We start from the raw sequence: 25739 nt of genomic DNA on the forward strand, positions 1-25739 counted from the left end.
AAGCCTTATTGATTAAAGACACTTATCTTCGCAGCCTTCTTCACTTACACCTAAAGAAAGAAGTAAGTCGACCATTTTTTGATCACCTTTTTCTTGTTTCACCACACGGATAATAGATACACCACCATTCATTTTTTTATTAAGATCAGCGCCCTTGGATGCAAGGTATTTAACGATCTCAGTTCTACCGTCAAAAGCAGCATGATGAAATGCATTCATTTTAGTAATTGGATGAGTGTAATTAAGATCAGCGCCATGCTCTGCTAAATATTTGAGCACTTGAAATTGACCTTTAGCCGCCGCCATAAGAAGGGGGCTCCATGCAAAGTAAGTTGCATTGATATCTACTTTTTTTACTTCAACATATTTTTTAACGATAGATAGTTTGCCTTCATTCACTGCGCCTGAAAATTCGATTCCTTCTGCATCTGTTAATGCAAAAAGTTGCATTGAGAAAGTGAGTAAAATTAGTGTAAGTGTTGTTTTTAAAAATTTATTCATATTTAAGTGACTCTTTCATTTAGTTAAAAAATTGGTAAGCATTTGCAAACATTTTATACCATGGCGCTAATTCGTTCCACGCTTCAGGATGCCAAGAATTTTGTGTTACCCTAAAAACTCTCTCAGGATGAGGCATCATAATTGAAAACCGTCCATTGACAGAAGTAAATCCAGTAATTCCTTCAGGAGAACCGTTTGGATTCATAGGGTAGGTAGAAGTTCCCTTTTGGTAGTTATCAACATAGCGAAGTGTTGCAAGTTGATGATTTAAAACATCATTCATTTGAGTCTGGTTTTGATATTCTGTATAGCCCTCACCGTGAGCCACTGCAATTGGAAGTATTGAGCCGTCCATCCCGGTAAAAAATACAGAATTAGACTTAAGAATTTCAACTGATACAAACCTTGCTTCAAATTGTTCAGATCTGTTTTTTACAAAGTGTGGCCATGATGTTGAGCCAGGAATAATTTCTTTAAGGTTACTCATCATTTGGCAGCCATTACAAATACCTAGTGCAATCGTATCAGGCCTTGAGAAAAAAGCTGCAAAAGCGTCACGTGTTTTTGAATTGAATAGAATTGATTTAGCCCAGCCTTCACCTGCACCTAATACATCGCCATATGAAAAACCGCCGCATGCAACTAGCGCTGAAAAATCAGTTAAACTTTTTTGACCTTCAATAATGTCTGACATATGCACGTCATGCGCTTCAAATCCTGCAGTAGAGAAGGCTGCGGCCATTTCAACATGGCCATTTACACCTTGCTCTCTTAGGATGGCAATTTTAGGTTTCGTCTTTTTAATTGCAAAAGACTGGGGAATTTCAAAATCAAATTTTGGGTTAATACCTGGATCAAGATCATCTGAAATTTGTGAAAACTCTTCTAAGGCGCACTCTGGATTATCTCTCATAGATTGCATCTTGAAAGTTGTTTCGCTCCAGGCGCTTTGTAAGTTTGATCTTGTCTCTTTGAGGACAGTTTCATTTTTATGTTTAATATGAATTGTTTGATTGGGGCTGATAGACCCAATGAGGAAAGTGTGCTGATTTAGCGCCTCGTGAATCTTTATGAGCGTGCTAGAAATATACTCTGTTTGAACTTGAATGACAGCACCCAGCTCTTCGTTAAATAAAATTGCTTTAATATCATCACCGCAATGAGTCAAATCAATATCCAAACCGCAGCGACCTGCAAAGGCCATTTCAGTTAACGTTGCAAAAAGTCCGCCATCAGATCGATCATGATAAGCCTCAATCACATTTTCATTTTTAAGTATTTGAATCACATCAAAGAATGCTTTAAGTGTTTTCGCGTCATCAAGGTTTGGAGGGATATCGCCCACCTCATTGAAGACTAAGTTGAATGCTGAAGCGCCCAATCTATTTTTGCCAAAACCTAAATCGATGAAGATAAGACCGCTATCCTTAAGATTTCTATTGAGTGTGGGCGTTAATGTTTTTCTAGCATCAAAGACGGGTGCAAAAGCACTTACAATAAGCGACAAAGGCGAGACCACCGTTTTTTCTTTTGTACCATCTAACCAAGCTGTTTTCATAGACATGGAATCTTTGCCTACAGGAATACTAATACCTAGGTCAGGACATAGACGCATACCGATTTCTTCAACTGCATCAAATAAAGCAGCGTCTTCACCTTCATGATCTGCAGACGCCATCCAATTAGCTGATAATTTAATGTCTTCTAAATGATGAATGGAGGCTGCCGATAAATTGGTAATAGCTTCGCCTAATGCCATGCGAACAGAAGCTTTAGCATCAATCATCGCAATAGGGGTTTTTTCGCCAATAGCAAAAGCCTCACCTAGTAAACTATCAAATGATGATAGGGTCACAGCAACATCAGCAACAGGAACTTGCCATGGACCTACAAGTTGATCTCTAGCAATTAATCCCGTTACTGAACGATCACCAATATGAATCAGGAACATTTTATTTGCTACAGCTGGGTATCTCAAAACGCGATAAGCTGCGTCTTTGATATCAATATTTTCTGTGATAAATCTTTTAAGAGCTTTCTCTTTTCGCTGCACATTGCGCGTCATCTTAGGCGGCTTTCCTAAGAGGGTAGATAAGTCCATATGGACAACATCTTTTTTAAGAAGACTATCTTCAACGATGAGTTGTTTATCGTTTTTTGCAACACCTACAATCGCGAAAGGACATCTTTCTCTCTCGCAAAGCGATTTAAATAAATCAAGGTCTTTATCTATAATAGCTAATACATAGCGCTCTTGGGCTTCATTACACCAAAGCTCCCGGGGTGACATGCTTGGCTCTTCATTATTAATTGAACGTAATTGAAACGTTGCACCTACCCCACCATCATTGACCAATTCAGGGAATGCATTTGATAAACCGCCAGCACCTACATCATGAATGCTTAAGATGGGATTATCTTTGCCTAATTGCCAACATCGATCAATGACTTCTTGCGCTCTTCTTTGTAATTCAGGATTGCCACGTTGCACAGAATCAAAGTCTAAATTTTCTGCATTGAATCCAGTGCCCATACTTGAGGCGGCGCCACCACCCAACCCAATAAGCATTGCTGGGCCACCTAACTGAATGATAAGTGCGCCTGGCGGAATTGCATGTTTTTTTGTATGGATATCGTTAATACTTCCAATACCACCTGCCAGCATAATGGGCTTATGAAAACCCTTTACTTCATCATTATGCTTAATTTCTAATGTTCTAAAGTAGCCTGTAATATTAGGCCTGCCGAATTCATTATTATAAGAAGCGCCACCAATCGGACCATCAATCATAATTTGGAGCGCTGATGATATGCGAGAAGGCGCGCCATAAATCTCTTTTTCCCAGGGCTGAATAAAATCAGGGATGCGTAAATTAGAAACTGAAAATCCTGTAAGGCCGGCTTTAGGTTTTGAACCTCTTCCTGTAGCACCTTCATCTCGAATCTCACCACCTGCACCAGTTGCTGCGCCTGAGAATGGAGAGATTGCTGTCGGATGATTATGTGTTTCCACTTTCATAATAAAGTGAGTTAATTCTTTGTGATCTTCATAAACACCATTTTGATTTGGATAAAAACGATTAACCTTAGCGCCTTCTACAATAGAAGAGTTATCCGAGTAAGCTACAATCGTATTGCCTGGATGAAGCTGATGTGTATTTTTAATCATGCCAAAAAGTGATTTAGATTGTGTCTTGCCATCTATCACCCAATCGGCATTAAATATTTTATGACGACAGTGCTCAGAATTCGCTTGAGCGAACATCATGAGTTCAGCGTCTGTAGGGTTTCTTTTGATGGAAGTAAAATAATTAAATAAATAATCGATTTCATCTTCAGATAACGCAAGCCCGAGATTTTTATTAAAATCATTTAAGATTTTTTTGCCGCCTTCAAGTATCTTTGCATACTGAATGGGTTTAGGAGGCAAATGAGAAAAGAGAGATTGAGCTTCATTAAGATCAAAAATAGAAATTTCTGTCATACGATCATGAAGTAATAAAGAAAGCTGTTTCTTTTCATCATTCGACAATAAAGATTCATCTTTTAACTCAATATAATTAGCAATGGCTCTTTCGATACGGTTAACGTCATGAAGTCCACAATGGTTTGCAATATCAGTTGCTCTGGAGGCCCATGGAGATATGGTACCCGGACGTGGAATTGTGATTATGGAATTATGTTTAAAATTTAATGTTTGAGCCTTCGGACCATAATGCAGAATTTTTTCTAGAATGGCTTTCTCTGTGCCTGTAATTTTTTTCTCACACCATACAATATGAATGTATTCAGAATGAATATCTTTGATTTGACTATTAACTGTTTGAAGCCTTCCAAGAAGTCTTTCTTTTCTAAACTTTGAATAAGCTGGACCGCCAGCGATATGTATAATTTCTTGGCTTTGCATGTTTTGGGTAGTGTTTTAAGACGTTACTTTAAGCTTATGATTTTAACAGAAGCTATTTTTTTAAACCTTGTTAATTTTGACTAAATTAACTATAAAAATAGAGCGAGGTTTGATAGAAAATAAAGCTAAAAACCCAGGCTAGAAGAAGCGCCCAGAAAACTGAATAAATCACAAACGAAAGATTTTTAGATTCATTTTTAAGTGTAGCAATTGTTGAAAGGCAGGGCGTATAAATGAGGGTAAAAATCATAAAACTAATCGCCTGTATTTGGCTCACATTACTGTAAAGGTGATGGGCTAATGCGGAACCTTCTACACCATAAATCACAGCCAATGCGCCAATCACAATCTCTTTGGCAATAAAGCCAAAAATTAAAGCAATCACTAATTGTTCGTTGATGCCAATAGGGTCAAAAATAGGGGATAGCCACTTACCCAGTTGGCCAGAATAGGTAAGCTCGCTGGCGATAGGCACATCCATTGGAAAGTGAGTTAACGCCCAAACAAGAAGTACGCCAATGATAATAAATTTGGTAGCGCGCGTTAAAAAATGTTTGATTTCAATCATACTTCTTTTGACAATCTGTTTCATCGTAGGAAAGCGGTATGGGGGCAATTCAATAATAATAGGCTCTTTATTTTTAAACTGATGTTTGAAGATAAGGGCTGAAATAAAGATTGTAAAAAAGCTTAATAAATAAAGACAGAAAAGAACCAGCGGCCCATATGTGGCGCTAAAGAGAGCCGTGATAATAAATAAAAATACTTGAAGTCTAGCTGAGCAGAGCGAGAATGGAATGACAAACATCGTTAAAAGACGAAGTTCTTTTGTGCGCATAATTTTAGTGCCCATGAGAGCCGGGACATTGCAGCCAAAGCCCATGAGCATCATGACAAAACCTCTTCCATCTAAACCTATTTTTTCCATCAAGGTATCCATCAAAAATGCAGCCCTAGAAAAATAACCACTATCTTCCACGACACTCATAATAAGAAAGAAGAGAATAATGATCGGCACAAAAGCGGCCACTGTGGTCACGCCAAGATAGAGTCCGTCTAAGAGCAGGCTTTCGAAAATGCCATGATGATTTATGAATAGCGGTTCAAGATAATCCATCCTAAAGAAATTAAAGAATTGCGTCATTAAATCTTGAATGGGTTTACCAAGAGTAAAGATAAACTGAAAAATTGAAAATACAATAAAAAAGAAAATAGGCAAGCCCCAATAGGGATCTAGAAAGAGCGCATCTAATTTTTTTGTATTTTTGTCGTTGAGTTTGGTGGGGTATTTGACGGTTAATTTAATTAAAGTCTGAATCGTTTTTTCATTCGATATTAGATCGGATGCGTTCAGTGGTTTAATTTTTTTAATCGGGGTAGAGACTTTTTGATTGATGACCTGGGTACATGCTTTTAAAAGCTCAACCATACCTTCGCCATATTTGGCACTTGTTTTAATAACGGGCGTTTTAAGTTTCTTTTCCAGTAACACAGCATCAATAGCAATACCCATTTTCTTTGCTTCGTCATCCATATTAAGTGCGAGCACGCAGGGTATATGAAGTTTTTGAAGTTGTAGCAGTAAAGAAAGCTGTCGTTCAATTTGAGTGCTACATAAAACTACAATGGCTAAATCAATCTTGTTATTGTTAATAAAGCTTTGTACAATTTTTTCATCTTCAGATAGACCTTGAAGATCATAAATGCCAGGAAGATCAACCAATTCGGCCATATGGCCGCCTAAAAATGTTTTAACTGCATGAAGGTCAACAGTGATCCCAGGCCAATTACCGACACGAGCAGATGAGCCGCTTAAACGATTAAAAAGCGTCGACTTCCCAGTATTGGGCATGCCTAAGAAAGCGATACGTTTCATAGGGCAGCAGAAGTAATATTAATTAGTGATGCTTCATGCTCTCTAATCATGAGTTCGGTTGTATCAATCATGATATGAAAAGGGCCTTTAAATTGAGCTTTCCTTAGAACGGTTATTTTTTTTCCGCGCCGAAGCCCCATGGCATTAAGCCTTTGAATAAGTAAGCGATCCATATTGAGTTTATGGATGATGCCACTTTGACCTTCTGCTAGCTCTAATAAGGTTGTCATAGATATCTAAATGATAATGATTCTTATTATTATATACAAAAAAGCCTGCATAGCGCAGGCTTTGTGAGGTTTCTGAGGGTAACTTCTTTATTTACGGTTATCCACAATCTTCGCTTTTGCTTTGAGATCTAATACAAGCTTATCAAGTTGCTTTTGTTGAAGTGTTTTAGCTAAACCTTCTTTTACTTTATCAAATTCAGGAGCTAGAAGGGCTCTTGTATCTTCCAATTTGATCACATGCCAGCCAAATTGCGTTTGCACAGGCGCTGTTGTGAAGCTACCTTTTTTAAGTGAAGTGAGTGTATCAGCAAACGGTTTAACCATTGAGTTAGCTGGGAACCAGCCTAGGTCACCACCTTTATCTTTTGAGCCCGAGTCTTTTGATTTGTCCTTAGCGATTTTGCTAAAGTTGCCACCTTTATTCAGTTCAGCAATCACGTCTTTAGCTTCTTGTTCACTTGCTACAAGAATATGTTTTGCATTGAACTCTTGAGTGCCTAAGTCTTTCTTATATTGCTCATACGCATTTTTAATATCAGATTCTGAAATAGGATTTTTTTGAACATAACTTTGTAAGAATGTGTTGTATAACATTTCTCTACGCGCTAGCTCTTCTTTTAAAAGATAGTTTGCATCTTTACTTAAACCTGTTCTTTCAGCTTCTTGGTTAATGAGCTCCATGGCAATCATACGATTCACAATCATACTGTTAAGATTGTCATCCATTTTTTGACCGCGACTTTCAAGGTCTTTTACTACAAAATCATATAGATTTTTTTTGATAGGCTTTCCATTCACTGAAATATTTAAATCAGCTGCTTGAGCTAAATTTCCAAGCTGGATAAGTAAAACAAAAACGAAGGTTTTGATAAAAGAAAACATAAAGCTCCTTAGTTATTAATATTGAAGAGTGATTCCTTAAGGCAAATCAGCTTTGATACTTAATGCATGAATTTTATGAGGAATTAAATCTTTAAGCGCTTCGTATACAAGGCGATGCCTCATTATCGTTGATTTTCCTAAAAAATGCGAACTAGTAATTTCCAAATCGAAATGACCGCCACCCGTATTACCTTTATGACCTTTATGAAGATCGCTTAAATCTTTAAGGTTTAGATGTGTCGGCTCTAAGAATGCGAGTCTTTCTTTAATGAGATCTTGAAGCATAAATATTTAAGGAAGTGTTTTTCTAAAAGGTTTCACTTCAATAGAAGCGTAAACACCTGAAGTATAAAAAAGGTCTTCATGCGCCCAGAGGATCGCTTCATTAAGTGATATAAATTCAGCTACAATCAAACTACCTGTGAAACCATCTAAGCCTGGGTCGATTGAATCAATGGCAGGGAAGGGCCCTGCGAGTAGAAGCTTACCTTGATCTTGCAGTACTTTAATGCGCGCTAAATGTGCCGGCCTATATGCCGTTCTTTTATCGAGGCTGTGTTGATGGTCTTTGGCGATGATGGCGTAAAACATATTATTTACGATTTGCTCTTGATGCTAAAACACCAATAAAGATGGCATAGCACATGATAAGTCCTGTAATGCCAAATAATTTAAAATTAACCCACGTACTTTCTGAAAAATTAAAAGCGACATAAAGATTGAGCGCGCCTAAGACTCCAAAAAATAAAGCAGAAGTGATATTGATTTGGTACCACGTTTTTTCAGTCAGTTGAATTTGTTTTCCCATAAGATTTTTAACAAGATTCTTTCTTTTGAAAAATTGAAAAAATAAAAGTGCGCATGATAATAGCCAATACAAAATACTAGGTTTCCATTTAATAAAATTTGCATCATGAAGCCATAAAGTAGTGCCACCTAATACACTGATCAATACCGCATTAAATATAAGTAACTTATCCACTCTCTTATGAACGAGTTTGCTATAAATCACTTGGAAGAATGTGGCGCCAATGACGACCAGTGTCGCGGTATAAATGTCTGAAAATTTATATGCAATAAAAAAAAGGATGACAGGAAATAGATCGAATAGAAATTTCATTTGTAAAATTATCCCAAGACTTCGTTAATTATCTTTGCTAAAGACTATCTGATACTATGGTAGTTCATATTGAAATACTGAATATTCATGATTGATCTTCACTCACATTCTACTATATCTGATGGGTTATTAACCCCAAGCGGTCTTGTTAAGCATGCCCACTCTAAAGGTATTAAAGTACTTTCTTTAACTGACCATGATGATGTAGAGGGATTGACGGAGGCCGCATCAGAAGCAAAATTATTAGGCATGCATTTAGTTCACGGTGTTGAAATTTCAGTGACATGGAAAAGAGACACGATTCATATCGTAGGATTGAATGTGGACTCTCAAAATAAAACACTACTGCAAGGACTTGCTTCTATTAGACAAGGGCGTTTTGAGAGAGCGAAACAAATGGCACATTCACTCGATCAGGTGGGAATTAAAGGGAGCTTAGAGGGGGCATTAAAATATGCAAAATCAGGCATTTTAGGTCGTACCCATTTTGCAAGATTTTTAGTAGAAACAGGGCATGCCAAAGATGTCAAAACCGTATTCAAAAATTATCTCGTGAAAGGTAAGCCAGGTTTTATTGAGCACACCTGGACGAGCCTAGAAAATGCGCTTTCATGGATTCATACAAGTGGTGGCATTGCAGCTATCGCCCACCCTGCAAGATATGATTTAGGTAAAAATAATCTTTTAGCATTTTTAAATGAATTCAAAGAGTTGGGTGGTCAAGGTATTGAAGTGATTTCGGGAAGCCATACGACAGAGCAGTCTTTAAAAATTGCAAAAATTGCAGAAGAGTTTGAATTCCTTGCATCCACAGGTTCTGACTATCATGGACCAGGCATTTCTTACAGGGAGATGGGGTCTTTGCCAAAAATCCCCGAAACATGCATTCCGATATGGAAAAGTTGGAATGAAGTCAATGCCTTACTGAACTAAATTTTTTCTTAAAAACACATATTTCTTGAATGAATATAAGAATATTCAAATAGAATGATATTCTATATATGGAATTAACCGCTATACAAAAAGTTGCCGTTTACGCACTCCCCATCATTTTTGCGATTACGGTTCATGAGGCAGCCCACGGCTATGTTGCGAAGTATTTTGGCGATTTAACCGCCTATAAGCAAAACAGAATCAGCCTTAATCCATTAAGACATATTGATCCCATTGGTACCATTATTCTCCCAGCCTTAACCGTATTATTGGGGGGCGTTTTATTTGGATGGGCTAAGCCTGTTCCGGTTAATTTTATGAATTTACGCCATCCCAAACAAGATATGCTTTGGGTAGCAGCTGCTGGACCTTTTTCAAATTTAATTATGGCGATCTTCTGGGCGATTTTATTTGGCCGAAGCGCTTACTTTCCTGAATCGATGACTTTATTTGTTCAGCAAATGGGTATTGCGGGCATGAGTATTAATTTATCCTTGATGATATTAAATTTAATCCCACTCCCGCCACTTGATGGAGGAAGAATTGCTGTGAGTTTATTGCCTGATCATTTGGCATATAAGTATGCACAAGTTGAGCGATACGGCTTTTTAATTTTAATTATTTTATTAATGACCCACATACTTGATTTAATTATTTTTCCACTCATCCAAATTAGCCAAAGTCTAATTTTATGGATATTTGCTTAGGAGCTCAGGTATAGGTTATGGCTATTGAACGCGTTATATCTGGCATGCGACCAACAGGCAATCTTCATTTGGGCCACTTCAATGGAGTATTGAAAAATTGGATTAATCTTCAACATGAATTTGAATGTTTATTCTTTGTGGCAGATTGGCATGCACTCACGACACATTACGACTCTCCTGAAATTATTGAAGAGAATGTGTGGGAGATGGTTGTGGATTGGATTGCAGCAGGGGTAGATCCAGCAACAGCAACTATTTTTATTCAGTCTAAAGTACCTGAGCATGCCGAACTTCATACTTTGCTTTCTATGATTACACCCTTAGGTTGGCTCGAGAGAGTGCCAACCTATAAAGACCAGCAGGAAAAATTATCATCTAAAGATTTGTCGACCTATGGATTTTTAGGTTATCCATTATTACAAAGTGCAGACATTTTAATTTACAAAGCAACACAAGTACCTGTCGGTGAAGATCAAATTCCTCACATAGAATTTACTCGAGAAATTGCAAGACGCTTTAATCACCTCTATGGCAAAGAAACGGGATTTGTTGAAAAGGCTGAGGAAGCAATTAAAAAATTAGGCTCTAAAAAAAGTAGTCTCTATATGGAGATGAAAACAGCGTATCAAGAAAATGGCGACCAAGAGGCACTGGACTCGGCTCAGGTATTAATTGAAGAGCATCAGGGTTTAAGTTTGGGAGACAAAGAAAGGTTGTTAGGCTTTTTAGAGGGCGGCGGCAAAATGATTTTAGTTGAGCCTGAATATAAATTAGCGCCTGCATCTAAGATGATTGGTTTGGACGGTCAAAAAATGTCTAAATCATATAACAACACTATTGCCTTAAGAGAGTCGCCTGAATCTGTTGAGAAAAAAATTAAAACCATGCCAACCGATCCCGCTCGCATTAGAAGAAATGATCCTGGCAATCCAAATCACTGTCCTGTATGGCAGTTGCATCAAGTGTATTCAAGCGATGAAGTTAAAGCTTGGGTTGAAACTGGATGTAAAGAAGCTAAAATAGGATGTATTGAATGTAAACAGCCTGTGATTGATGCAATTAATAAAGAACTTAAACCTATTCAAGAAAGAGCATTTCATTACATTGAAGATCCTGATCTCGTGAAAAATATCGTAGCCGAGGGTTGTGAAAAAGCTAAAAAACTCGCGAGAGAAACTATGCGAGAAGTAAGAGAAGCCATGGGGTTGAATTACTGATGAATCAAGAAGTTCAAATAGCCGCTATTGGGAAAATTCATGGAGAGAATATTGAGGTATTACCTCAAGATCTTTATATTCCTCCAGATGCTTTAGAAATTTATTTGGAAGCTTTTGAAGGACCGCTCGATCTTCTTCTATATCTTATTAGAAAACACAACCTAGATATTCTCGATATACCGATGGCTGCTTTGACAATTCAGTACATGGATTATGTAGAGAAGATGAAAGAAATTAAACTTGAGTTAGCTGCAGATTACTTACTTATGTCAGCAGTCTTGATTGAAATTAAATCAAGAATGTTATTACCTAAGAGGGCAGCTGAGGTTGATACAGAACAAGATCCCCGCGCTGAGCTTGTTCGAAGACTTATGGAGTATGAGCTCATCAAAATAGCCTCTGAAAAGCTTACACAAATGCCGCAGGTCGGTGTTGATCTTTATGTCGCTAACGCGTATTTTGAAAAAATTACAGAAATTACCTATCCTGACGTATCAAGTGATGAAATATTTTCAGCGTGGAAAAATATTTTAAATCGGGCAAAACATTTTGAGGTGCATAAAGTTGCTCGCAATGAACTTTCTGTAAGAGAGCACATGACAATGATTTTAAGAAAACTTCAAAAAGAAGAGTTTGTAGAGTTTTCATCATTATTTAATGTAGCTGAAGATAGAGTTCAAAAGTTAGTTGTATGTTTCTTAGCTATATTAGAATTAGCAAGAGAGCGACTTATAAAAATTACCCAGCAAGAAAGTTTTTCTCCCATCTATATTAAATTACAGATCAACTAGGTCATGACAGACTTAAATAACATATCAAAAATTAAACAAATACTAGAGGTCGCATTGTTAACGAGTGCCAATCCTCTATCTTTAGACGATTTGCAAAAATTATTTTCAGAAAAAATTGAGCGATCTACATTAAGAATGTTATTAGATGAACTCAAAACAGAATGGCAAGATCGCACTATGGAATTGGTTCTTGTAGCCTCGGGCTATCGTTTTAAAGCGAGAGATGAATACTCAAGTTACTTAATGAGATTAAACCCAGAAAGATTGGCTAAATATAGCCGCGCTGTCATGGAGGTGTTAGCGATTGTAGCTTATAGGCAGCCAGTGACACGTGGCGACATAGAAGAAATTAGAGGTGTGGCACTCAATCCGAATGCTATTAGACAACTTCAAGAAAGAGACTGGATTGATGTGATTGGTCAAAAAGAAGTGCCGGGCAGACCTTCTTTATATGCGACAACAAAACATTTTTTAAATGATTTTAATTTGAGATCTTTATCTGAGCTTCCTGATATTGAAAGTTTCCTTCAAAATGAAATTCCCTTGAATGTTTAATTTTAAGTCATTGGTGACTTAAAGCATTTTATGCGTTCACAAGATCAAGACTCAGTTAAAGAAAGAAAGACCCCTAGCCTATCTAAAACTCAGCGCTTACATAAGCTCCTTGCTCAATCTGGAATTGGTTCCAGGCGAGAAATGGAAAAATATATTGAAGCAGGCCGTGTGCATGTGAATGATAGTCCAGCAACATTAGGACAATTAATCCATGAGCATGATGTTATCAAGATTGATGGAAAGACCATCCATCTTTTCTTTGATTTAAAATTTCCTAAAATTCTTATTTATCACAAACCTGAAGGTGAGATTGTTTCAGTAAGTGACCCACAAAAAAGAACCACAGTATTTTCAAAGCTACCTAGAATTAAAAATGAAAAATGGATTTCTATAGGGCGTCTTGATATCAACACTTCAGGTCTACTCATGTTTACTACTTCAGGCGATCTTGCTAACCGTCTTATGCATCCAAAATTTGAAATTGAACGTGAATATGCTGTCCGTATCTTTGGTGAATTAACTGAAGAGCAAATATCACAATTAAAATCTGGTGTTAAATTGGAAGACGGTCTAGCGAAATTCGATGAAATTCGTTATCAAGGTGGCGAGGGGGCTAATCGTTGGTACCAAGTCATCCTTATGGAAGGTAGAAATCGAGAAGTAAGACGCTTATTTGAACATTTCAATCTTCCGGTAAGTCGTCTTATTCGAACCAGGTTTGGTTCTGTGTCACTCCCCTCACGCGTAAAAAGAGGCATGATGTTAGAACTTGAAGTTAAGGAAGTTGAGAAAATTTTAAAATGGCTCGACATGCCTTTCTCTATAGTGAGCCGCAATGAAAGCCTCGTTAAAGTTAAGGCACGTAAAAAGCATGCACACCCATCACCTTATGCACCTAAAGTTAAGCTTGATCGAAAAGCAATCCTAGAGAAAAAAATTAAAAAAATTGGAAAAAAACCAATCAAGAGAAGAATTAGAAGTAATTTAGATATTAAAAAAATCTAATGAGATAGCTGAGATTTTTGTAGCATAAATACAAAATCATTACCTAAAGAAACATCCAGCCACTGAAATTCAAGCGCTGGAAATTTATCCAACAAAGCTTCTTTGTTGTGACCAATTTCAACAATGAGCATGCCGCCGTCGTTAAGATACTCCTTAGCTTCATGAATAATTCTAATTGTATGATCTAACCCGTCGTCCCCGCTTCCAAGTGCCAAACTAGGTTCTTTTAAGAACTCCATAGGAAAGTTTTTAACAGAAGCTTCATTGACATAAGGAGGGTTCGAAATTATCAGGTCATATTTCTTTCCCTTCAGTGCATCAAATAAATCAGATCGGATTAATTCGATACGGTCATCTAATCCATACTGATCCACATTGATTTGGGCTACCTGTAATGCTTTGTCGGATAGGTCAACAAGATCAATCTCAGCGTTCTGGAAGCTGTGTGCCATCATGATACCTAAGCAACCACTTCCGGTACATAAGTCAAGTGCGCTATAAATTATTTCGGGATCATCAATCCATGGGTAAAGATTTTCGCTTAATGATTCCGCTATTAAAGACCTAGGAATGATCACACGTTCATCGACATAAAATTTATAATCTCTCAACCATGCTTCATTAAGCAAGTAAGCTGTCGGGACTTTATCATTAACTCTTTTTTCAATCAAAAATAGCAAATCTTTTTTTTCTTTACTCGTGATGTGAGCATCTAAAAAGTTTTCTATTGTGTCGTGTGGTAAATGAAGAAAGCCAAAAATGAGCCAGACGGCTTCGTCATATGCATTTGAGGTGCCATGGCCGAAAAATATATCAGAACTCTCAAATCGACTAACAGCATATCTTAGCCAATCGCGTATTGAAAAAAGTTCTTTAAATAGTTGCGTTTGGGTCAAGTGAGAATCTTGTGAAGCGTAAGCTTGTAAATATTTTTAAGTGGTTCAATATCTTTTACATCAATACATTCATTGATTTTATGAATCGTGGCATTGAGCGGTCCAAACTCAACGACTTGATCACTAATATTCGCAATAAAACGTCCATCTGAAGTGCCACCTGTTGTCGATAGCTCAGGCGTGATACCAACAGTTTCCTTAATGGCATCTGATAATATCTCTACAAGTCTTCCTTTTTTTGTTAAATAAGGATTGCCTGAGTATTCCCAATCAATAACGTAATCAAGTTTATGCTTATCTAAAATCGCGTGCGCTCTTTCTTTTAAATTTTCAGCGGTACTTGCTGTTGAATACCTAAAATTAAAAAGAATATCTACTTCACCAGGAACAACATTTGTAGCACCTGTTCCACCTTTGATATTTGAAATTTGCCACGATGTCTTAGGGAAATATTCGTTACCTTCATCCCAGGACATATTCACTAAATCTGTAATGGCGGGCGCAACCATATGAATAGGATTTTTTACTAAATGGGGATAGGCAATATGGCCTTGGATACCTTTTACGGTAAGTTTTGCTGAAAGCGATCCTCTTCTGCCATTTTTAATCATGTCGCCGAATTTCAGATGTGAAGTCGGTTCGCCCACAAGACAGAAATCAATTCTTTCATTTCTCTCCTTAAGAAGCTCCACCACTTTAACAGTACCATCAACTGCAACACCTTCTTCATCAGAAGTGATAATTAATCCAATCGAGCCTTTAAAGCCTTTAGTTTCTTTTAAAAATTCTTCAATAGAAACAATAAAGGCTGCAATAGATGTTTTCATATCCGCAGCGCCTCGACCATAAAGCTTGTCATCCTTGATCGTGGGTTCAAAGGGTGGTGATATCCATTGATCAACTGGGCCGCTAGGTACAACATCTGTATGACCTGCAAAAACAAAGAAAGGTGCTTCAGTACCTTTGCGCGCATACAAGTTTTCTACATTACCTGATTTAATTTTCTCGCATTTAAAACCTAAGGGCTCCAAGAGGCTAATAAGCAAATCTTGGCAGCCAGCATCATCTGGCGTATTAGATTTTCTAGCAATTAAATTTTTAGCAAGCTCTAGCGTTCTAGTCATTTTTTTTATTTTTTAAATAGTTGTTGAAATACTGATTCATCAAACCCAAGTGATACTACTTTCTTATCGATGGCTACCAAAGGTCTTTTCATTACCGTTGGTTTTTCTATAATTAATTGAATGGCAGTTTCTTGTTTGTCAGCGAGTTTTTTCTCTCGGTCTGTAAGATTTCTCCATGTCATACCAGATTTATTAATTAGCATATCCCAAGTTAAATGATCTGGTAACTTTTTAAACCATGCAGTCAAAGTAGCTACATTTAACACATCTTTTTTGAGATCGTAAAAGTCATAATTAATTTGATGGCTATCAAACCAAGTTAATGCTTTTTTGACAGTGCTGCAATTTTTAATGCCATACACCATCATGATTTAGATGCCTCTAAGTAACTCGTTAATACCAACCTTACCAAGCGTTTTTTCATCTACCTTTTTTACAATCACTGCGCAATATAGACTATAAGAGCCATCTTTTGAAGGGAGGTTTCCTGAGACTACAACAGAGCCCTTGGGAATGCGACCGTAAGTCACTTCTCCTGTTTCACGATCATAGATCTTAGTAGACTGGCCTATATAGACACCCATAGAAATTACTGCATTATCTTCAACCACAACGCCTTCGACCACTTCGGATCGAGCGCCAATAAAGCAATTATCACCAATAATAGTTGGACCTGCTTGAATAGGCTCTAGCACTCCACCAATACCAACACCACCTGAAAGGTGAACGTTCTTACCAATTTGTGCACATGAACCAACCGTTGCCCATGTATCAACCATCGTACCTTCGTCTACATAAGCCCCGATATTGACATAAGAAGGCATTAGTACAACATTTTTACCAATAAATGAACCGCGTCTTGCAATAGCGTTTGGCACAACGCGATAGCCACCCGCTTTAAAATCTTCATCTGTGAAGTTAGCAAATTTAGAATGTACTTTATCAAAGTAATTTGTATAACCACTCTTCATTACTTCGTTATCGTAGAGTCTAAAAGAGAGAAGCACCGCTTTTTTAATCCATTGATGCGTTTCCCATTCTTGGGAATCTTTAATACGTGTTGCGACTCGAAGCGATCCATTATTTAAGCTGATAAGGACTTCATCCACAGCATCTTTAATTTCTTTAGGTGCATTTTTTGGGTTGATTTCAGCTCTTGTTTCAAAAGCATTTTCGATAATTGATTTTAATTGGTCCATGAGAGTATTTTTTTAGTTAAAACAGTATTTTACATTAAAGTCTAATGTAATTAGCGCGGTCTGTTTGATTCGTAAAGAGGTTTTAATTGATAGGCAAGTTCGGTGAGATCCTTAATACGATTATCGTCCGATGGGTGAGTGCTTAAAAATTCAGGTGGTTTTTTTGTGTTTTGTTGTTTCATTTTTTCCCATAAAGTTACTGCAGCAAAAGGGTCAAAGCCAGATCTTGCAGCAAGCTCTAAGCCAATAGCGTCAGCCTCTCTTTCTTGCGTGCGACTATTAGGGAGAGCGAAAAAGAGGGTGGCACCCAATGAGGCCGCTTGCATTGTGGCATTAGCTCTATTTCGATTGGTTGTATTAGAAATATAAGCTGCAAATCCAATTAAACCAAACTGTTGAATGGCGGCAGTCGACATTCTTTCTCGTCCGTGTTCGCGAAGTGCGTGAGAGATTTCATGCCCTATCACAGCTGCTAATTCATCATCCGTTGCTTTGAGCTTTCGAATGAGACCTGAGTAAACCATGATTTTCCCCCCAGGCATACAATAAGCATTTACTTCGTCACTGTCTTCAACATTGACTTCCCATGCCCATTGACTCGCTTCGGGTTTAAAATAATTTGCATTGGCAATGAGTCTATTACTAATTCTCTTGACACGCTTGACTTGAAAAGAATCGACATTGAGTTTATTTTTTTTACTCGCTGCTTGAAGTGCACCTCGGTAGCTATCACTTGCTATTCCTGCCACCATAGATTGAGGCATAAGCAATAGTTGTTTCCTATCTACGCCTGATTGATTTTTTAGAGTTGTTGAAGCACAGCCCGAGATAAGAAGGGCTAATAAAAATAAAATGCTATATTTCATTCTTAAAATAATACTTGGCTTCCTAGCTCAACCACACGGTTGGGTGGCAGTTTAAATTGATTGGTAATTGTTTCTGCACTTCTAAATAAACCTATAAACAATTTCTTTCTCCAATAGTTCATATTTTCTTTTGGTGTTGCCAATAAAATTTCCTTACCAATAAAGTAAGAGCTATTCATTGGGTCAATATTGATACCATTTTTAGCGTGCAGGGCAAGGTCTTTAGGTAAGTCAGGCTCATCTTTAAATCCATATTTCACAGTCACTTTATAAAAATCGTGAGGTAATTTTTCAACAGTCACAAGATCTTTTTTAAGTGAATGAGGGTAGTCCATAAACATAACGGTCAGAATAATAACTTTTTCATGGATAACTTTATTATGCTTGAGGTTATGAAATAAGGCATGAGGCACACCATCTGGATTGGGCGTTAAAAATATTGCTGTACCTTCCACCCGAGGGGGAGGGTTAGTTCCAATAGAGGTAATGAATGAATTAATTTCAATAGCCTCACCTTTGAGTATTTTGTAAAGAATTGCACGTCCCTTTTTCCAGGTAGTCATTAAAATAAAAATCACAGAGCCAATCAAAATTGGAAACCAGCCACCATCAGGTATTTTTAAAATATTTGCACTAAAGAATGCAAGATCGATTATTAAAAAGATTGCCATGAAAATAACTGTCTTTATGGAATTCCATTTCCATACTTCATAGAACACAAAGCTTGCGAGAAGTGTCGAGATCACCATATCACCTGTGACTGCAATACCATAAGCCCCTGCAAGATTCCCAGAGCTTTTGAAGGTCACAACTAAAGCCATAACTGCAATCATTAAGAGCCAATTAATTCTTGGGAGGTAAATTTGCCCTTCTTGATTTTCAGAAGTATGTTCGACATGCATTCTTGGCAGAAATCCTAACAGAAGTGCTTGTCTTGAGACTGAGAAAGCGCCTGTAATGACAGCTTGTGAAGCAATGATTGCTGCGAGCGTTGCTAAAATAATAAGAGGTATGACAAGAAATTCAGGCGCCATGAGATAAAAGGGATTTTTAATATTTTCAGGGTTGCTAATAATTAATGCGCCTTGTCCAAAGTAATTTAATGTAAGCGCTGGAAGTACAAAAATAAACCATGCAAGCCTAATTGGCTTACGTCCAAAATGCCCCATATCTGCATAAAGTGCCTCAGCGCCGGTGACAGATAAAACGACCGCGCCTAATGCTACGAATGCAACCATTGGCGATAGCTGGAAGAAATGAAATGCATACAATGGATTAATAGCTGAGAGAACATGTGGCTCCTGTGCAATATTAATAATTCCCAATAGCGCGAGCGTTAAGAACCAAAAAAACATAATAGGGCCAAAGAAAGTGCCCACAACATTCGTCCCTTTACTTTGTGCGTAAAATAAAATAAATAACACTACAAGAGTTATAGGAATAATAAGATGGCTTAAAGAAGGCGCAACAACCTCAAGACCTTCGATCGCAGATAAAACAGAAATTGCAGGAGTAATCATTCCGTCTGCATAAAACATACATGCCCCAAGAATACCTAAAATCATAATCAAATTTCTTTTATTGCCACTGGGCGCATTTTTATTAGCAAGAGAGAGAAGAGCCATAATGCCCCCTTCACCTCTATTGTCAGCACGCATAATAAAGGCAACATATTTAGCTGACACAATCATAATGAGCGACCAAAAAATAAGGGACAGTATGCCAAGGACGTTAAACTCGGTAAGCGCGACAGGATGTTTACTGAGAGAAAAAACTTCTTTCATAGTGTATAGCGGGCTTGTGCCAATATCACCAAATACAACACCTAATGCTGAAAGTGAGAGTGTAGCTAGAGAAGCTTTTTGATTTTTTTTATCTTCCATGTGTGCGTCAGTTTTTTTTAAATCAATCTAAAATTATTGATCTTTGAGATCTGAAATATTTGCGTCAGCTTGCCCATGGTTTAGTTGAATATGGATTTTATCATTAAGCTTTAACTGGGCTACATTATTTACAACCTGGCCTTCCACATTTGTAATGATGGAATAGCCTCTTGATAAAACAGCATGAGGGCTTAAGTGATCCAAGTTTAATTTTAATTTATCGATGTGCAAACGATATTGGATCAAAGTATTCTTCATACTTTGATTAATCCTCTGTATATATTGATGAATCTGTTCTTTTTGTCGTTGAATGTGTTGGTGAGGCGATATAAGACGCTTTTCTAGGTAATCAATTTTCTGCATCACTTCTCGAATAAGAACTGCCATGACTTTATTTAATTGGTTTTTATAAATCTGAATTGTTTTGATAAGTTCGACACTATGACTTGTAACGAGTTCAGCAGCTCCTGTTGGCGTTGGGGCTCTTAAGTCCGAAACAAAATCAGCTATAGTTGTATCAGTTTCATGCCCAACACCTGTAATTGTAGGTATTTTTGATGCAACAATCGCTCGCACTAAGATTTCCTCATTAAATGCCCATAAGTCTTCAATCGAACCTCCACCCCGCGCTAAGATCAGCACATCACATTCTTGCCTTATATTTGCAGTTTCAATGGCTTTCACAAGCGCTAGAGGCGCTTCTTTACCCTGAACGAGACTAGGATAAATAATGACTGGAATATGTGGACTTCGTCTTTTAAGTGTAATTAAAATATCTTCGATCGCGGCCCCTGTGGGCGACGTAATGACACCAATAGATTTAGGAAATTGAGGTATTGATTTTTTGCGAGAATCCTCAAAAAGACCTTCTTTCAGGAGTTTTTCTTTTAATTGATTGAATGCTTCTGATAAAAGCCCCGCACCTGCATGCCTAATTGACTCAATATTGAGTTGATATTCGCCCCGGGCCTCATATAAACCGATAAAACATTTTGCTTCAATCTTTTCGCCATTTTTAGGCATCCAATCCGTTGCCATATTTTTATTTTTAAACATGGTACAACGGACTTGAGCTTCATCATCTTTAAGAGAAAAGTACCAGTGTCCAGAAGATGCGCTTATGAAATTAGAGATTTCACCTGAAATCCAAAATGAGGGAAAGCTCTGCTCAAGGAGCTCCCTTACAAGACGATTAATTTCTTTGACAGAAAAAACCCTGGCTTCGTTAGGTTTGGGGGTATTTATTGGAGTTGAATTAATCAAACTAGAAGGATATCCGTTACAATTATCTTCATTATAGAGTTAATGAATAACTAAAGAGCTTTAATTGAAGAAATTTTTTTTATCACATAGACAAGCCCATTTAATTGCTTTTATTGCTGCTTATTTTTTAGTTGCATTAGCAGTCTTCATTCAAAACAAATTCAACCTCGAACCATGTCCTTTATGTGTGACCCAGAGGATTATTTTTATGGTGCTGGGGTTACTTTTTTTAATCAATGCATTCATTAGGCCTACTTATTTAATTAAAAAGTTATCTTTAGTCGTTTTATCTATAACTTCAATCACGGGCATGGTATTTTCATTTAAACATATCTTGATCCAATCAAAAGCTATTAGCGCGCCAAATGAATGTGGTGTTGATTTAAATTATATGTTTGAAAATTTCCCATTCTCAAAAGCTTTGAATTTGCTTTTTAAAGGGACAGGCGACTGCTCACATATTGATTGGACTTTGTTAGGCCTTACGATCCCTGAATTAGCTTTAATCGGATTCATATCATTTTTTGTATATACCGTTTTTTTATTTAGGATGAATTTAAAGTAATGCAATTAGAAGATTTTATTGGAAATACACCACTCGTTGCTTTGCAGCGGATGCACGGAAATTCAAGCGGTGCCATCCACTTAAAGTTGGAAGGGAATAATCCTGCCGGCTCAGTCAAAGACAGGGCTGCTTTTTCTATGATTCATAACGCTGAATTAAGGGGCGACATTAAACCTGGTGACACACTCATTGAAGCTACATCTGGGAATACAGGTATAGCGCTTGCTATGGTGGCTGCGATGAAAGGTTACAAAATGATTCTGGTCATGCCGGAAAATCAAACCATTGAAAGACGGCAAACTATGAAAGCATTTGGCGCAGAATTTATTCTGACTTCAAAAGAGGGCAGTATGGAGCTTGCCAGAGATATTGCCTTAAAAATGCAAAAAGAAGGTAAGGGTTTTGTACTAGATCAATTCAGTAATCTTGACAATCCTAAAGCGCATTATGAGACGACAGGTCCTGAAATTTGGAAAGATACAAAGGGCCGTGTCACACACTTTATTGCGAGCATGGGAACCACAGGTACGATTGTAGGTACTTCGCAATTCTTAAAAGAAAAAAATAAGAATATTCAAATTATTGGTGTACAGCCAGAAGAGGGTGCTCAGATTCCAGGCATACGTAAATGGCCAGAAGCCTATTTGCCGAAAATATACAGCGCAAAAAATATTGATCACATTGAATATGTTTCACAGCAACATGCAGAAGAGACTGCGAGACGACTTGCAAAAGAAGAAGGTATTTTTTCTGGTGCATCGACAGGTGGCGGACTTTATGTTGCACTGAAAATCGCAAAAACAAATAAAGATGCCGTCATTGTTTCTATTGCTTGTGATCGCGGTGACCGTTATCTATCTTCTAATTTATTCTTGAGTTAATGCATTGATTCCTATTTTAGTTTTTGATATTGAAACCATTCCTGACATTCAAGGCATTAGATCTTTATATACCTTAGAGAAAAATTTATCTGATGATGATGTCGTCAATGTAGCTCTTTATAAAAGAAGACAAAAAAACGGCTCTGATTTCCTGCAGCACCATCTTCAAAAAATTGTAGCTATCTCGTGTGTCCTTAGAGAAAAAGACCAGTTAAAGATTTGGACGCTTGGGGAGGTTGATGATCCTGAAGAAGAAGTCATCCAACGTTTTTTTGATGGCATTGATAAATATACACCCACCCTTGTATCTTGGAATGGCTCAGGGTTTGATCTTCCTGTATTAAATTATAGAGCGTTAATGCATGGCATTAATGCATCCAAGTATCTAGACATGGGTGAAATAGATAAAGATTTTAAATGGAATAATTATTTAAGTCGATATCACACGCGCCATACGGATTTAATGGAATTTTTAGCGATGTTTCAAGGTAAAAATAACGCGCCCCTAGATGATATTGCAAAGCTGTGTGGCTTCCCAGGCAAGTTAGGTATGGATGGCGGTAAAGTTTGGGATACATACAGACAAGGAGACATTCAATCAATTAGAGATTATTGTGAAACTGATGTCGCCAATACTTATCTTGTATATCTTAAATTTCAATTGATCAGAGGCCATCTTAACCAAAATGAATATGAGTCTGAAATTAATTTAGTTAGAAATACAATTCAAGAATACCAAAAAGATTATTGGGATGAATTCCTGTCCGCATGGAAATCTTAGACATTTCTAAATGCAAGACGATATAAAACCTAAAAAAAAATTATTACTCGCCACAATAGAAAATATTGATCAAGAGGGGCGAGGTGTTACCCATATTGATGGTAAAGCTATTTTCGTCGAAGGTGCCCTTCAGGGTGAGATTGTCGAATGCGAGTCATATGTTAAAAAACCAAGTTACGAAATTGCTTTTACAGAAAGAGTCATTCGGCAATCTAATTTAAGAGTAAAGCCTAAATGCGATCACTTTAATCGTTGTGGTGGTTGTTCTATGCAGCATTTTGAGTTCCAAGCACAAATTGCAGCTAAGCAAAGGGTCTTTGAAAATACGTTATCTCGCATTGGTAAAGTTAAAACTGAAACAATACTCACCCCTCTTGCAGGACCATCATGGCATTACCGATATAAAGGTCGCTTAAGAGTCAAGTTTGTTGTTAAGAAAAATAAAGCGCTTGTGGGATTCAATGAAAAAAGAACACATTTCATTGCTGACATTTCTAGCTGTGAAGTCTTACCTCAAACCCTCTCCGATATCTTGCCTCAACTGCAAGACTTAATCACTCAACTTTCGATTAAAGATCAGATTCCTCAAATTGAATTTGCTGCGGATCAAAAGCATTTGGTTTTAGTATTAAGAATTTTAGATGCATTAAATACAAATGATGAGTTGCTTTTAAATACATTCTCATCTCAACACCCGGTGCAATTTTGGACCCAATCCAAAGGGCCTGATACGATAAAACCTTTATCGAAGAAAGATGACGTTAAGCTTTCTTACGCATTAAAAGAATTTGGGCTGCAGTTTAGTTTTATGCCGTACGACTTTACGCAAATCAATCCCTTCATCAATCAGGTATTAGTAAGAAGGGCAATGAGTTTATTAAAGCCTTCAAAAGATGATCGTATTTTCGATTTTTTCTGTGGCCTAGGAAATTTCACATTACCTATAGCCACGAGTGGCGCAAAAGTGAGGGGTATCGAAGGCTCAGCATCGCTCATAGAAAGAGCAAAGCAATGTCGTGATGAAAATCACTTAAATGATTTTGTTGAATACCAATGTATGAATTTATTCGACATTACGAAAGAATCCTTATTAAAGTTAGGTCATGCAAATAAATGGCTCATTGACCCACCACGGGATGGGGCATTTCAATTGGTGCAACTTATTGATGACGACATTCATCCTTCTATCATTGTTTACGTATCTTGTAATCCAGCGACCCTTGCAAGAGACGCTCAAATATTAGTGCATGAGAAGGGTTACAAATTTGATAAAGCTGGTATTGTAAATATGTTTCCACATACTTCACATGTTGAATCGATTGCATTATTTGTAAAGACGGAATCTTAAAAATCATTTAACTATGCATATTAAAATTTCAATTGCAGAACAGAAGCTTCATTTATATCGTGATGATAATGTATGGGTAAAATCTTTTGTAATCTCCACTGCAGAAAAAGGCATAGGTCAAGATAAAGGTAGTTTTTGTACGCCTTCAGGTAAACATATCGTTCGCGCAAAAATTGGTCAAGGCGCACCTCTCTATGCTCAGTTTGCGGCTCGTAGACTTACAGGAAAAATATGGCATCCATCAATGTCAGAAAATAACCCAAAAGAGGATTGGATTTTAACCCGCATACTTTGGCTCTCGGGTCTTGAGATTGGATTTAATCGTCTAGGAAATCAAGATACGATGCAGCGTTTTATCTATATCCATGGGACGAATGATTTAGCTCGCTTAGGTCAGCCTGTATCACATGGATGCATTCGCATGGACAACCAAGACATCATCGATTTGTTTGATCAAATTAATGCAGGCGATCATGTATTGATCAATGAAATCTAATATGTATAAAAACCAATACCGATATTACGATCTTGTCATGGCAGCGTTTGTGACAGTATTGATCACATCAAACTTAATTGGACCTGCAAAAATTTCTCAGGTAGAGGTTCCATTTTTTGGCCTTCTTACTTTCGGTGCTGGGGTCTTATTTTTCCCTATCTCATTTATTTTTGGCGATATCTTAACTGAGGTTTATGGTTATGCTGCTTCAAGAAGAGTGATATGGGCAGGTTTCATAGCGCTTGCTTTTGCATCTTTTATGGCTTGGATGATTGTGGCGCTTCCACCTGCACCCTATTGGCATAATCAAGAGGCCTATGAAATTGCATTCGGTTCAGCTTGGCGAGTTTCTTTGGCAAGTTTGGTTGCTTTTGCTGCAGGCGAATTTGTAAACTCTTTTGTATTAGCAAAAATGAAAATTATGACAAAAGGAAAATATTTATGGAGCCGTACGATCGGTTCTACCATTGCAGGTGAAGCGATTGATTCAATTCTATTCTATCCTTTAGCTTTTTATAATAGCGGTGTGATTCCAAATGACAAAATCATCCTAGTAGTGATTGCACAGTTCGTTGCCAAAACGCTGATAGAAATTTTATTTACCCCAGGGATATATAAGATTGTTGCTTTCTTAAAAAAGAAAGAAAATCTAGATCATTTTGATACACGCACCAATTTCAATCCTTTTATTTTTAAATGATATGAACGTTATT

General features: G+C 37.3%; 27 protein-coding genes. 12 read left to right on the forward strand and 15 right to left on the reverse strand.

Going from position 1 to position 25739, the window contains the following annotated elements:
* Nucleotides 1-12: 12 nt before the first annotated feature.
* The 8 genes from BN1208_RS02065 to BN1208_RS02100 form a co-directional block, all read right to left on the reverse strand.
* The gene (locus BN1208_RS02065; protein WP_046487399.1) at nucleotides 13-501 is read right to left on the reverse strand and encodes an ankyrin repeat domain-containing protein; all 489 of its coding nucleotides are present in this window, start codon (nucleotides 499-501) and stop codon (nucleotides 13-15) included.
* A gap of 19 nt (nucleotides 502-520) precedes the next feature.
* A complete protein-coding gene (gene purL, locus BN1208_RS02070; RefSeq protein WP_046487402.1) occupies nucleotides 521-4408 on the reverse strand; it encodes a phosphoribosylformylglycinamidine synthase in 3888 nt (1295 codons plus the stop codon).
* Between the two features lie 85 nt (nucleotides 4409-4493).
* A complete protein-coding gene (feoB, locus tag BN1208_RS02075) occupies nucleotides 4494-6284 on the reverse strand; it encodes a ferrous iron transport protein B (RefSeq protein ID WP_046487405.1) in 1791 nt (596 codons plus the stop codon).
* Entirely contained in the window at nucleotides 6281-6514 is a 234-nt protein-coding gene (locus BN1208_RS02080; RefSeq protein ID WP_046487409.1) for a FeoA family protein, read from the reverse strand. Before BN1208_RS02080 ends, feoB begins: the two co-directional genes overlap by 4 nt.
* An 87-nt stretch (nucleotides 6515-6601) precedes the next feature.
* Complete coding sequence (locus BN1208_RS02085; protein ID WP_082092821.1) at nucleotides 6602-7396, reverse strand: peptidylprolyl isomerase; 795 nt, start codon at nucleotides 7394-7396, stop codon at nucleotides 6602-6604.
* Between the two features lie 36 nt (nucleotides 7397-7432).
* Complete coding sequence (locus tag BN1208_RS02090; protein ID WP_046487412.1) at nucleotides 7433-7681, reverse strand: BolA family protein; 249 nt, start codon at nucleotides 7679-7681, stop codon at nucleotides 7433-7435.
* Nucleotides 7682-7687: 6 nt separating this feature from the next.
* Nucleotides 7688-7987 (reverse strand): YciI family protein, encoded by a 300-nt coding sequence (locus tag BN1208_RS02095; RefSeq protein ID WP_046487415.1) that lies wholly within the window; start codon nucleotides 7985-7987, stop codon nucleotides 7688-7690.
* Between the two features lies 1 nt (nucleotide 7988).
* On the reverse strand, nucleotides 7989-8516 hold the full coding sequence (locus BN1208_RS02100; RefSeq protein WP_046487418.1) for a septation protein A: 528 nt from the start codon (nucleotides 8514-8516) through the stop codon (nucleotides 7989-7991).
* An 87-nt stretch (nucleotides 8517-8603) separates the two neighbouring features.
* Here BN1208_RS02100 and BN1208_RS02105 point away from each other — a divergent pair, with 87 nt between their 5' ends.
* From BN1208_RS02105 to BN1208_RS02130, 6 genes are all read left to right on the forward strand, one after another.
* Entirely contained in the window at nucleotides 8604-9449 is an 846-nt protein-coding gene (locus tag BN1208_RS02105; RefSeq protein WP_046487420.1) for a 3',5'-nucleoside bisphosphate phosphatase, read from the forward strand.
* A gap of 68 nt (nucleotides 9450-9517) precedes the next feature.
* Entirely contained in the window at nucleotides 9518-10156 is a 639-nt protein-coding gene (locus BN1208_RS02110; RefSeq protein WP_046487423.1) for a site-2 protease family protein, read from the forward strand.
* 17 nt (nucleotides 10157-10173) lie between these two features.
* Entirely contained in the window at nucleotides 10174-11373 is a 1200-nt protein-coding gene (locus BN1208_RS02115) for a tryptophan--tRNA ligase (protein ID WP_046487425.1), read from the forward strand.
* Nucleotides 11373-12164, forward strand: coding sequence for a segregation and condensation protein A (locus tag BN1208_RS02120; protein ID WP_046487427.1), 792 nt, complete (start codon nucleotides 11373-11375; stop codon nucleotides 12162-12164). The genes BN1208_RS02115 and BN1208_RS02120 overlap by 1 nt, the downstream gene beginning before the upstream one ends.
* A 3-nt stretch (nucleotides 12165-12167) precedes the next feature.
* Nucleotides 12168-12719 (forward strand): SMC-Scp complex subunit ScpB, encoded by a 552-nt coding sequence (gene scpB / locus BN1208_RS02125; RefSeq protein ID WP_046487429.1) that lies wholly within the window; start codon nucleotides 12168-12170, stop codon nucleotides 12717-12719.
* A 30-nt stretch (nucleotides 12720-12749) separates the two neighbouring features.
* Nucleotides 12750-13724 carry a pseudouridine synthase gene (locus BN1208_RS02130; RefSeq protein WP_052734613.1) on the forward strand — a complete coding sequence of 325 codons (975 nt, stop codon included), beginning with the start codon at nucleotides 12750-12752 and terminating at the stop codon, nucleotides 13722-13724.
* On the opposite strand, the gene prmB is transcribed toward BN1208_RS02130, so the two are convergent.
* Genes prmB through xseA form a run of 7 tightly spaced genes read right to left on the reverse strand, consistent with a single transcriptional unit; the run spans nucleotide 13721 to nucleotide 20955 of the window.
* The gene (prmB, locus tag BN1208_RS02135) at nucleotides 13721-14620 is read right to left on the reverse strand and encodes a 50S ribosomal protein L3 N(5)-glutamine methyltransferase (RefSeq protein ID WP_046487431.1); all 900 of its coding nucleotides are present in this window, start codon (nucleotides 14618-14620) and stop codon (nucleotides 13721-13723) included. The two genes, BN1208_RS02130 and prmB, sit on opposite strands and share 4 nt — an antisense overlap.
* Nucleotides 14617-15744, reverse strand: coding sequence for a succinyl-diaminopimelate desuccinylase (gene dapE / locus BN1208_RS02140; RefSeq protein WP_046487434.1), 1128 nt, complete (start codon nucleotides 15742-15744; stop codon nucleotides 14617-14619). The genes prmB and dapE overlap by 4 nt, the downstream gene beginning before the upstream one ends.
* Nucleotides 15745-15749: 5 nt before the next feature.
* Nucleotides 15750-16112 carry a Spx/MgsR family RNA polymerase-binding regulatory protein gene (locus BN1208_RS02145; RefSeq protein WP_046487437.1) on the reverse strand — a complete coding sequence of 121 codons (363 nt, stop codon included), beginning with the start codon at nucleotides 16110-16112 and terminating at the stop codon, nucleotides 15750-15752.
* Between the two features lie 3 nt (nucleotides 16113-16115).
* Nucleotides 16116-16943, reverse strand: coding sequence for a 2,3,4,5-tetrahydropyridine-2,6-dicarboxylate N-succinyltransferase (dapD, locus tag BN1208_RS02150; protein WP_046487440.1), 828 nt, complete (start codon nucleotides 16941-16943; stop codon nucleotides 16116-16118).
* Nucleotides 16944-16993: 50 nt separating this feature from the next.
* On the reverse strand, nucleotides 16994-17809 hold the full coding sequence (locus BN1208_RS02155) for a M48 family metallopeptidase (protein ID WP_046487442.1): 816 nt from the start codon (nucleotides 17807-17809) through the stop codon (nucleotides 16994-16996).
* A 2-nt stretch (nucleotides 17810-17811) separates the two neighbouring features.
* Nucleotides 17812-19692, reverse strand: coding sequence for a potassium transporter Kup (locus tag BN1208_RS02160; RefSeq protein WP_046487445.1), 1881 nt, complete (start codon nucleotides 19690-19692; stop codon nucleotides 17812-17814).
* A gap of 33 nt (nucleotides 19693-19725) precedes the next feature.
* On the reverse strand, nucleotides 19726-20955 hold the full coding sequence (xseA, locus tag BN1208_RS02165; RefSeq protein ID WP_223259253.1) for an exodeoxyribonuclease VII large subunit: 1230 nt from the start codon (nucleotides 20953-20955) through the stop codon (nucleotides 19726-19728).
* Between the two features lie 64 nt (nucleotides 20956-21019).
* Here xseA and BN1208_RS02170 point away from each other — a divergent pair, with 64 nt between their 5' ends.
* The 6 genes from BN1208_RS02170 to BN1208_RS02195 are packed head-to-tail and all read left to right on the forward strand — an operon-like array spanning nucleotide 21020 to nucleotide 25726.
* Entirely contained in the window at nucleotides 21020-21520 is a 501-nt protein-coding gene (locus BN1208_RS02170) for a disulfide bond formation protein B (protein ID WP_046487447.1), read from the forward strand.
* On the forward strand, nucleotides 21520-22401 hold the full coding sequence (gene cysM, locus BN1208_RS02175) for a cysteine synthase CysM (RefSeq protein ID WP_046487450.1): 882 nt from the start codon (nucleotides 21520-21522) through the stop codon (nucleotides 22399-22401). Before BN1208_RS02170 ends, cysM begins: the two co-directional genes overlap by 1 nt.
* 4 nt (nucleotides 22402-22405) lie before the next feature.
* The gene (locus BN1208_RS02180; RefSeq protein ID WP_046487452.1) at nucleotides 22406-23182 is read left to right on the forward strand and encodes a 3'-5' exonuclease; all 777 of its coding nucleotides are present in this window, start codon (nucleotides 22406-22408) and stop codon (nucleotides 23180-23182) included.
* 10 nt (nucleotides 23183-23192) lie between these two features.
* Nucleotides 23193-24530: a 23S rRNA (uracil(1939)-C(5))-methyltransferase RlmD gene (rlmD, locus tag BN1208_RS02185; protein ID WP_046487455.1), complete on the forward strand. Its 1338-nt coding sequence runs from the start codon at nucleotides 23193-23195 to the stop codon at nucleotides 24528-24530.
* A gap of 13 nt (nucleotides 24531-24543) precedes the next feature.
* Nucleotides 24544-25026, forward strand: coding sequence for a L,D-transpeptidase (locus BN1208_RS02190; RefSeq protein WP_046487457.1), 483 nt, complete (start codon nucleotides 24544-24546; stop codon nucleotides 25024-25026).
* Nucleotides 25016-25726, forward strand: coding sequence for a queuosine precursor transporter (locus BN1208_RS02195; RefSeq protein WP_231854586.1), 711 nt, complete (start codon nucleotides 25016-25018; stop codon nucleotides 25724-25726). The genes BN1208_RS02190 and BN1208_RS02195 overlap by 11 nt, the downstream gene beginning before the upstream one ends.
* Nucleotides 25727-25739: the final 13 nt, after the last annotated feature.

This window comes from Candidatus Methylopumilus planktonicus, assembly GCF_000981505.1.
In the GTDB taxonomy this organism is placed as follows: domain Bacteria; phylum Pseudomonadota; class Gammaproteobacteria; order Burkholderiales; family Methylophilaceae; genus Methylopumilus; species Methylopumilus planktonicus.

Coding starts and splice junctions, on each gene's coding strand:
- BN1208_RS02065 (WP_046487399.1), bottom strand. CDS start 501: ATGAATAAATTTTTAAAAACAACACTTACACTAATTTTACTCACTTTC.
- purL (WP_046487402.1), bottom strand. CDS start 4,408: ATGCAAAGCCAAGAAATTATACATATCGCTGGCGGTCCAGCTTATTCA.
- feoB (WP_046487405.1), bottom strand. CDS start 6,284: ATGAAACGTATCGCTTTCTTAGGCATGCCCAATACTGGGAAGTCGACG.
- BN1208_RS02080 (WP_046487409.1), bottom strand. CDS start 6,514: ATGACAACCTTATTAGAGCTAGCAGAAGGTCAAAGTGGCATCATCCAT.
- BN1208_RS02085 (WP_082092821.1), bottom strand. CDS start 7,396: ATGTTTTCTTTTATCAAAACCTTCGTTTTTGTTTTACTTATCCAGCTT.
- BN1208_RS02090 (WP_046487412.1), bottom strand. CDS start 7,681: ATGCTTCAAGATCTCATTAAAGAAAGACTCGCATTCTTAGAGCCGACA.
- BN1208_RS02095 (WP_046487415.1), bottom strand. CDS start 7,987: ATGTTTTACGCCATCATCGCCAAAGACCATCAACACAGCCTCGATAAA.
- BN1208_RS02100 (WP_046487418.1), bottom strand. CDS start 8,516: ATGAAATTTCTATTCGATCTATTTCCTGTCATCCTTTTTTTTATTGCA.
- BN1208_RS02105 (WP_046487420.1), top strand. CDS start 8,604: ATGATTGATCTTCACTCACATTCTACTATATCTGATGGGTTATTAACC.
- BN1208_RS02110 (WP_046487423.1), top strand. CDS start 9,518: ATGGAATTAACCGCTATACAAAAAGTTGCCGTTTACGCACTCCCCATC.
- BN1208_RS02115 (WP_046487425.1), top strand. CDS start 10,174: ATGGCTATTGAACGCGTTATATCTGGCATGCGACCAACAGGCAATCTT.
- BN1208_RS02120 (WP_046487427.1), top strand. CDS start 11,373: ATGAATCAAGAAGTTCAAATAGCCGCTATTGGGAAAATTCATGGAGAG.
- scpB (WP_046487429.1), top strand. CDS start 12,168: ATGACAGACTTAAATAACATATCAAAAATTAAACAAATACTAGAGGTC.
- BN1208_RS02130 (WP_052734613.1), top strand. CDS start 12,750: ATGCGTTCACAAGATCAAGACTCAGTTAAAGAAAGAAAGACCCCTAGC.
- dapE (WP_046487434.1), bottom strand. CDS start 15,744: ATGACTAGAACGCTAGAGCTTGCTAAAAATTTAATTGCTAGAAAATCT.
- BN1208_RS02145 (WP_046487437.1), bottom strand. CDS start 16,112: ATGATGGTGTATGGCATTAAAAATTGCAGCACTGTCAAAAAAGCATTA.
- dapD (WP_046487440.1), bottom strand. CDS start 16,943: ATGGACCAATTAAAATCAATTATCGAAAATGCTTTTGAAACAAGAGCT.
- BN1208_RS02155 (WP_046487442.1), bottom strand. CDS start 17,809: ATGAAATATAGCATTTTATTTTTATTAGCCCTTCTTATCTCGGGCTGT.
- BN1208_RS02160 (WP_046487445.1), bottom strand. CDS start 19,692: ATGGAAGATAAAAAAAATCAAAAAGCTTCTCTAGCTACACTCTCACTT.
- cysM (WP_046487450.1), top strand. CDS start 21,520: ATGCAATTAGAAGATTTTATTGGAAATACACCACTCGTTGCTTTGCAG.
- rlmD (WP_046487455.1), top strand. CDS start 23,193: ATGCAAGACGATATAAAACCTAAAAAAAAATTATTACTCGCCACAATA.
- BN1208_RS02190 (WP_046487457.1), top strand. CDS start 24,544: ATGCATATTAAAATTTCAATTGCAGAACAGAAGCTTCATTTATATCGT.
- BN1208_RS02195 (WP_231854586.1), top strand. CDS start 25,016: ATGAAATCTAATATGTATAAAAACCAATACCGATATTACGATCTTGTC.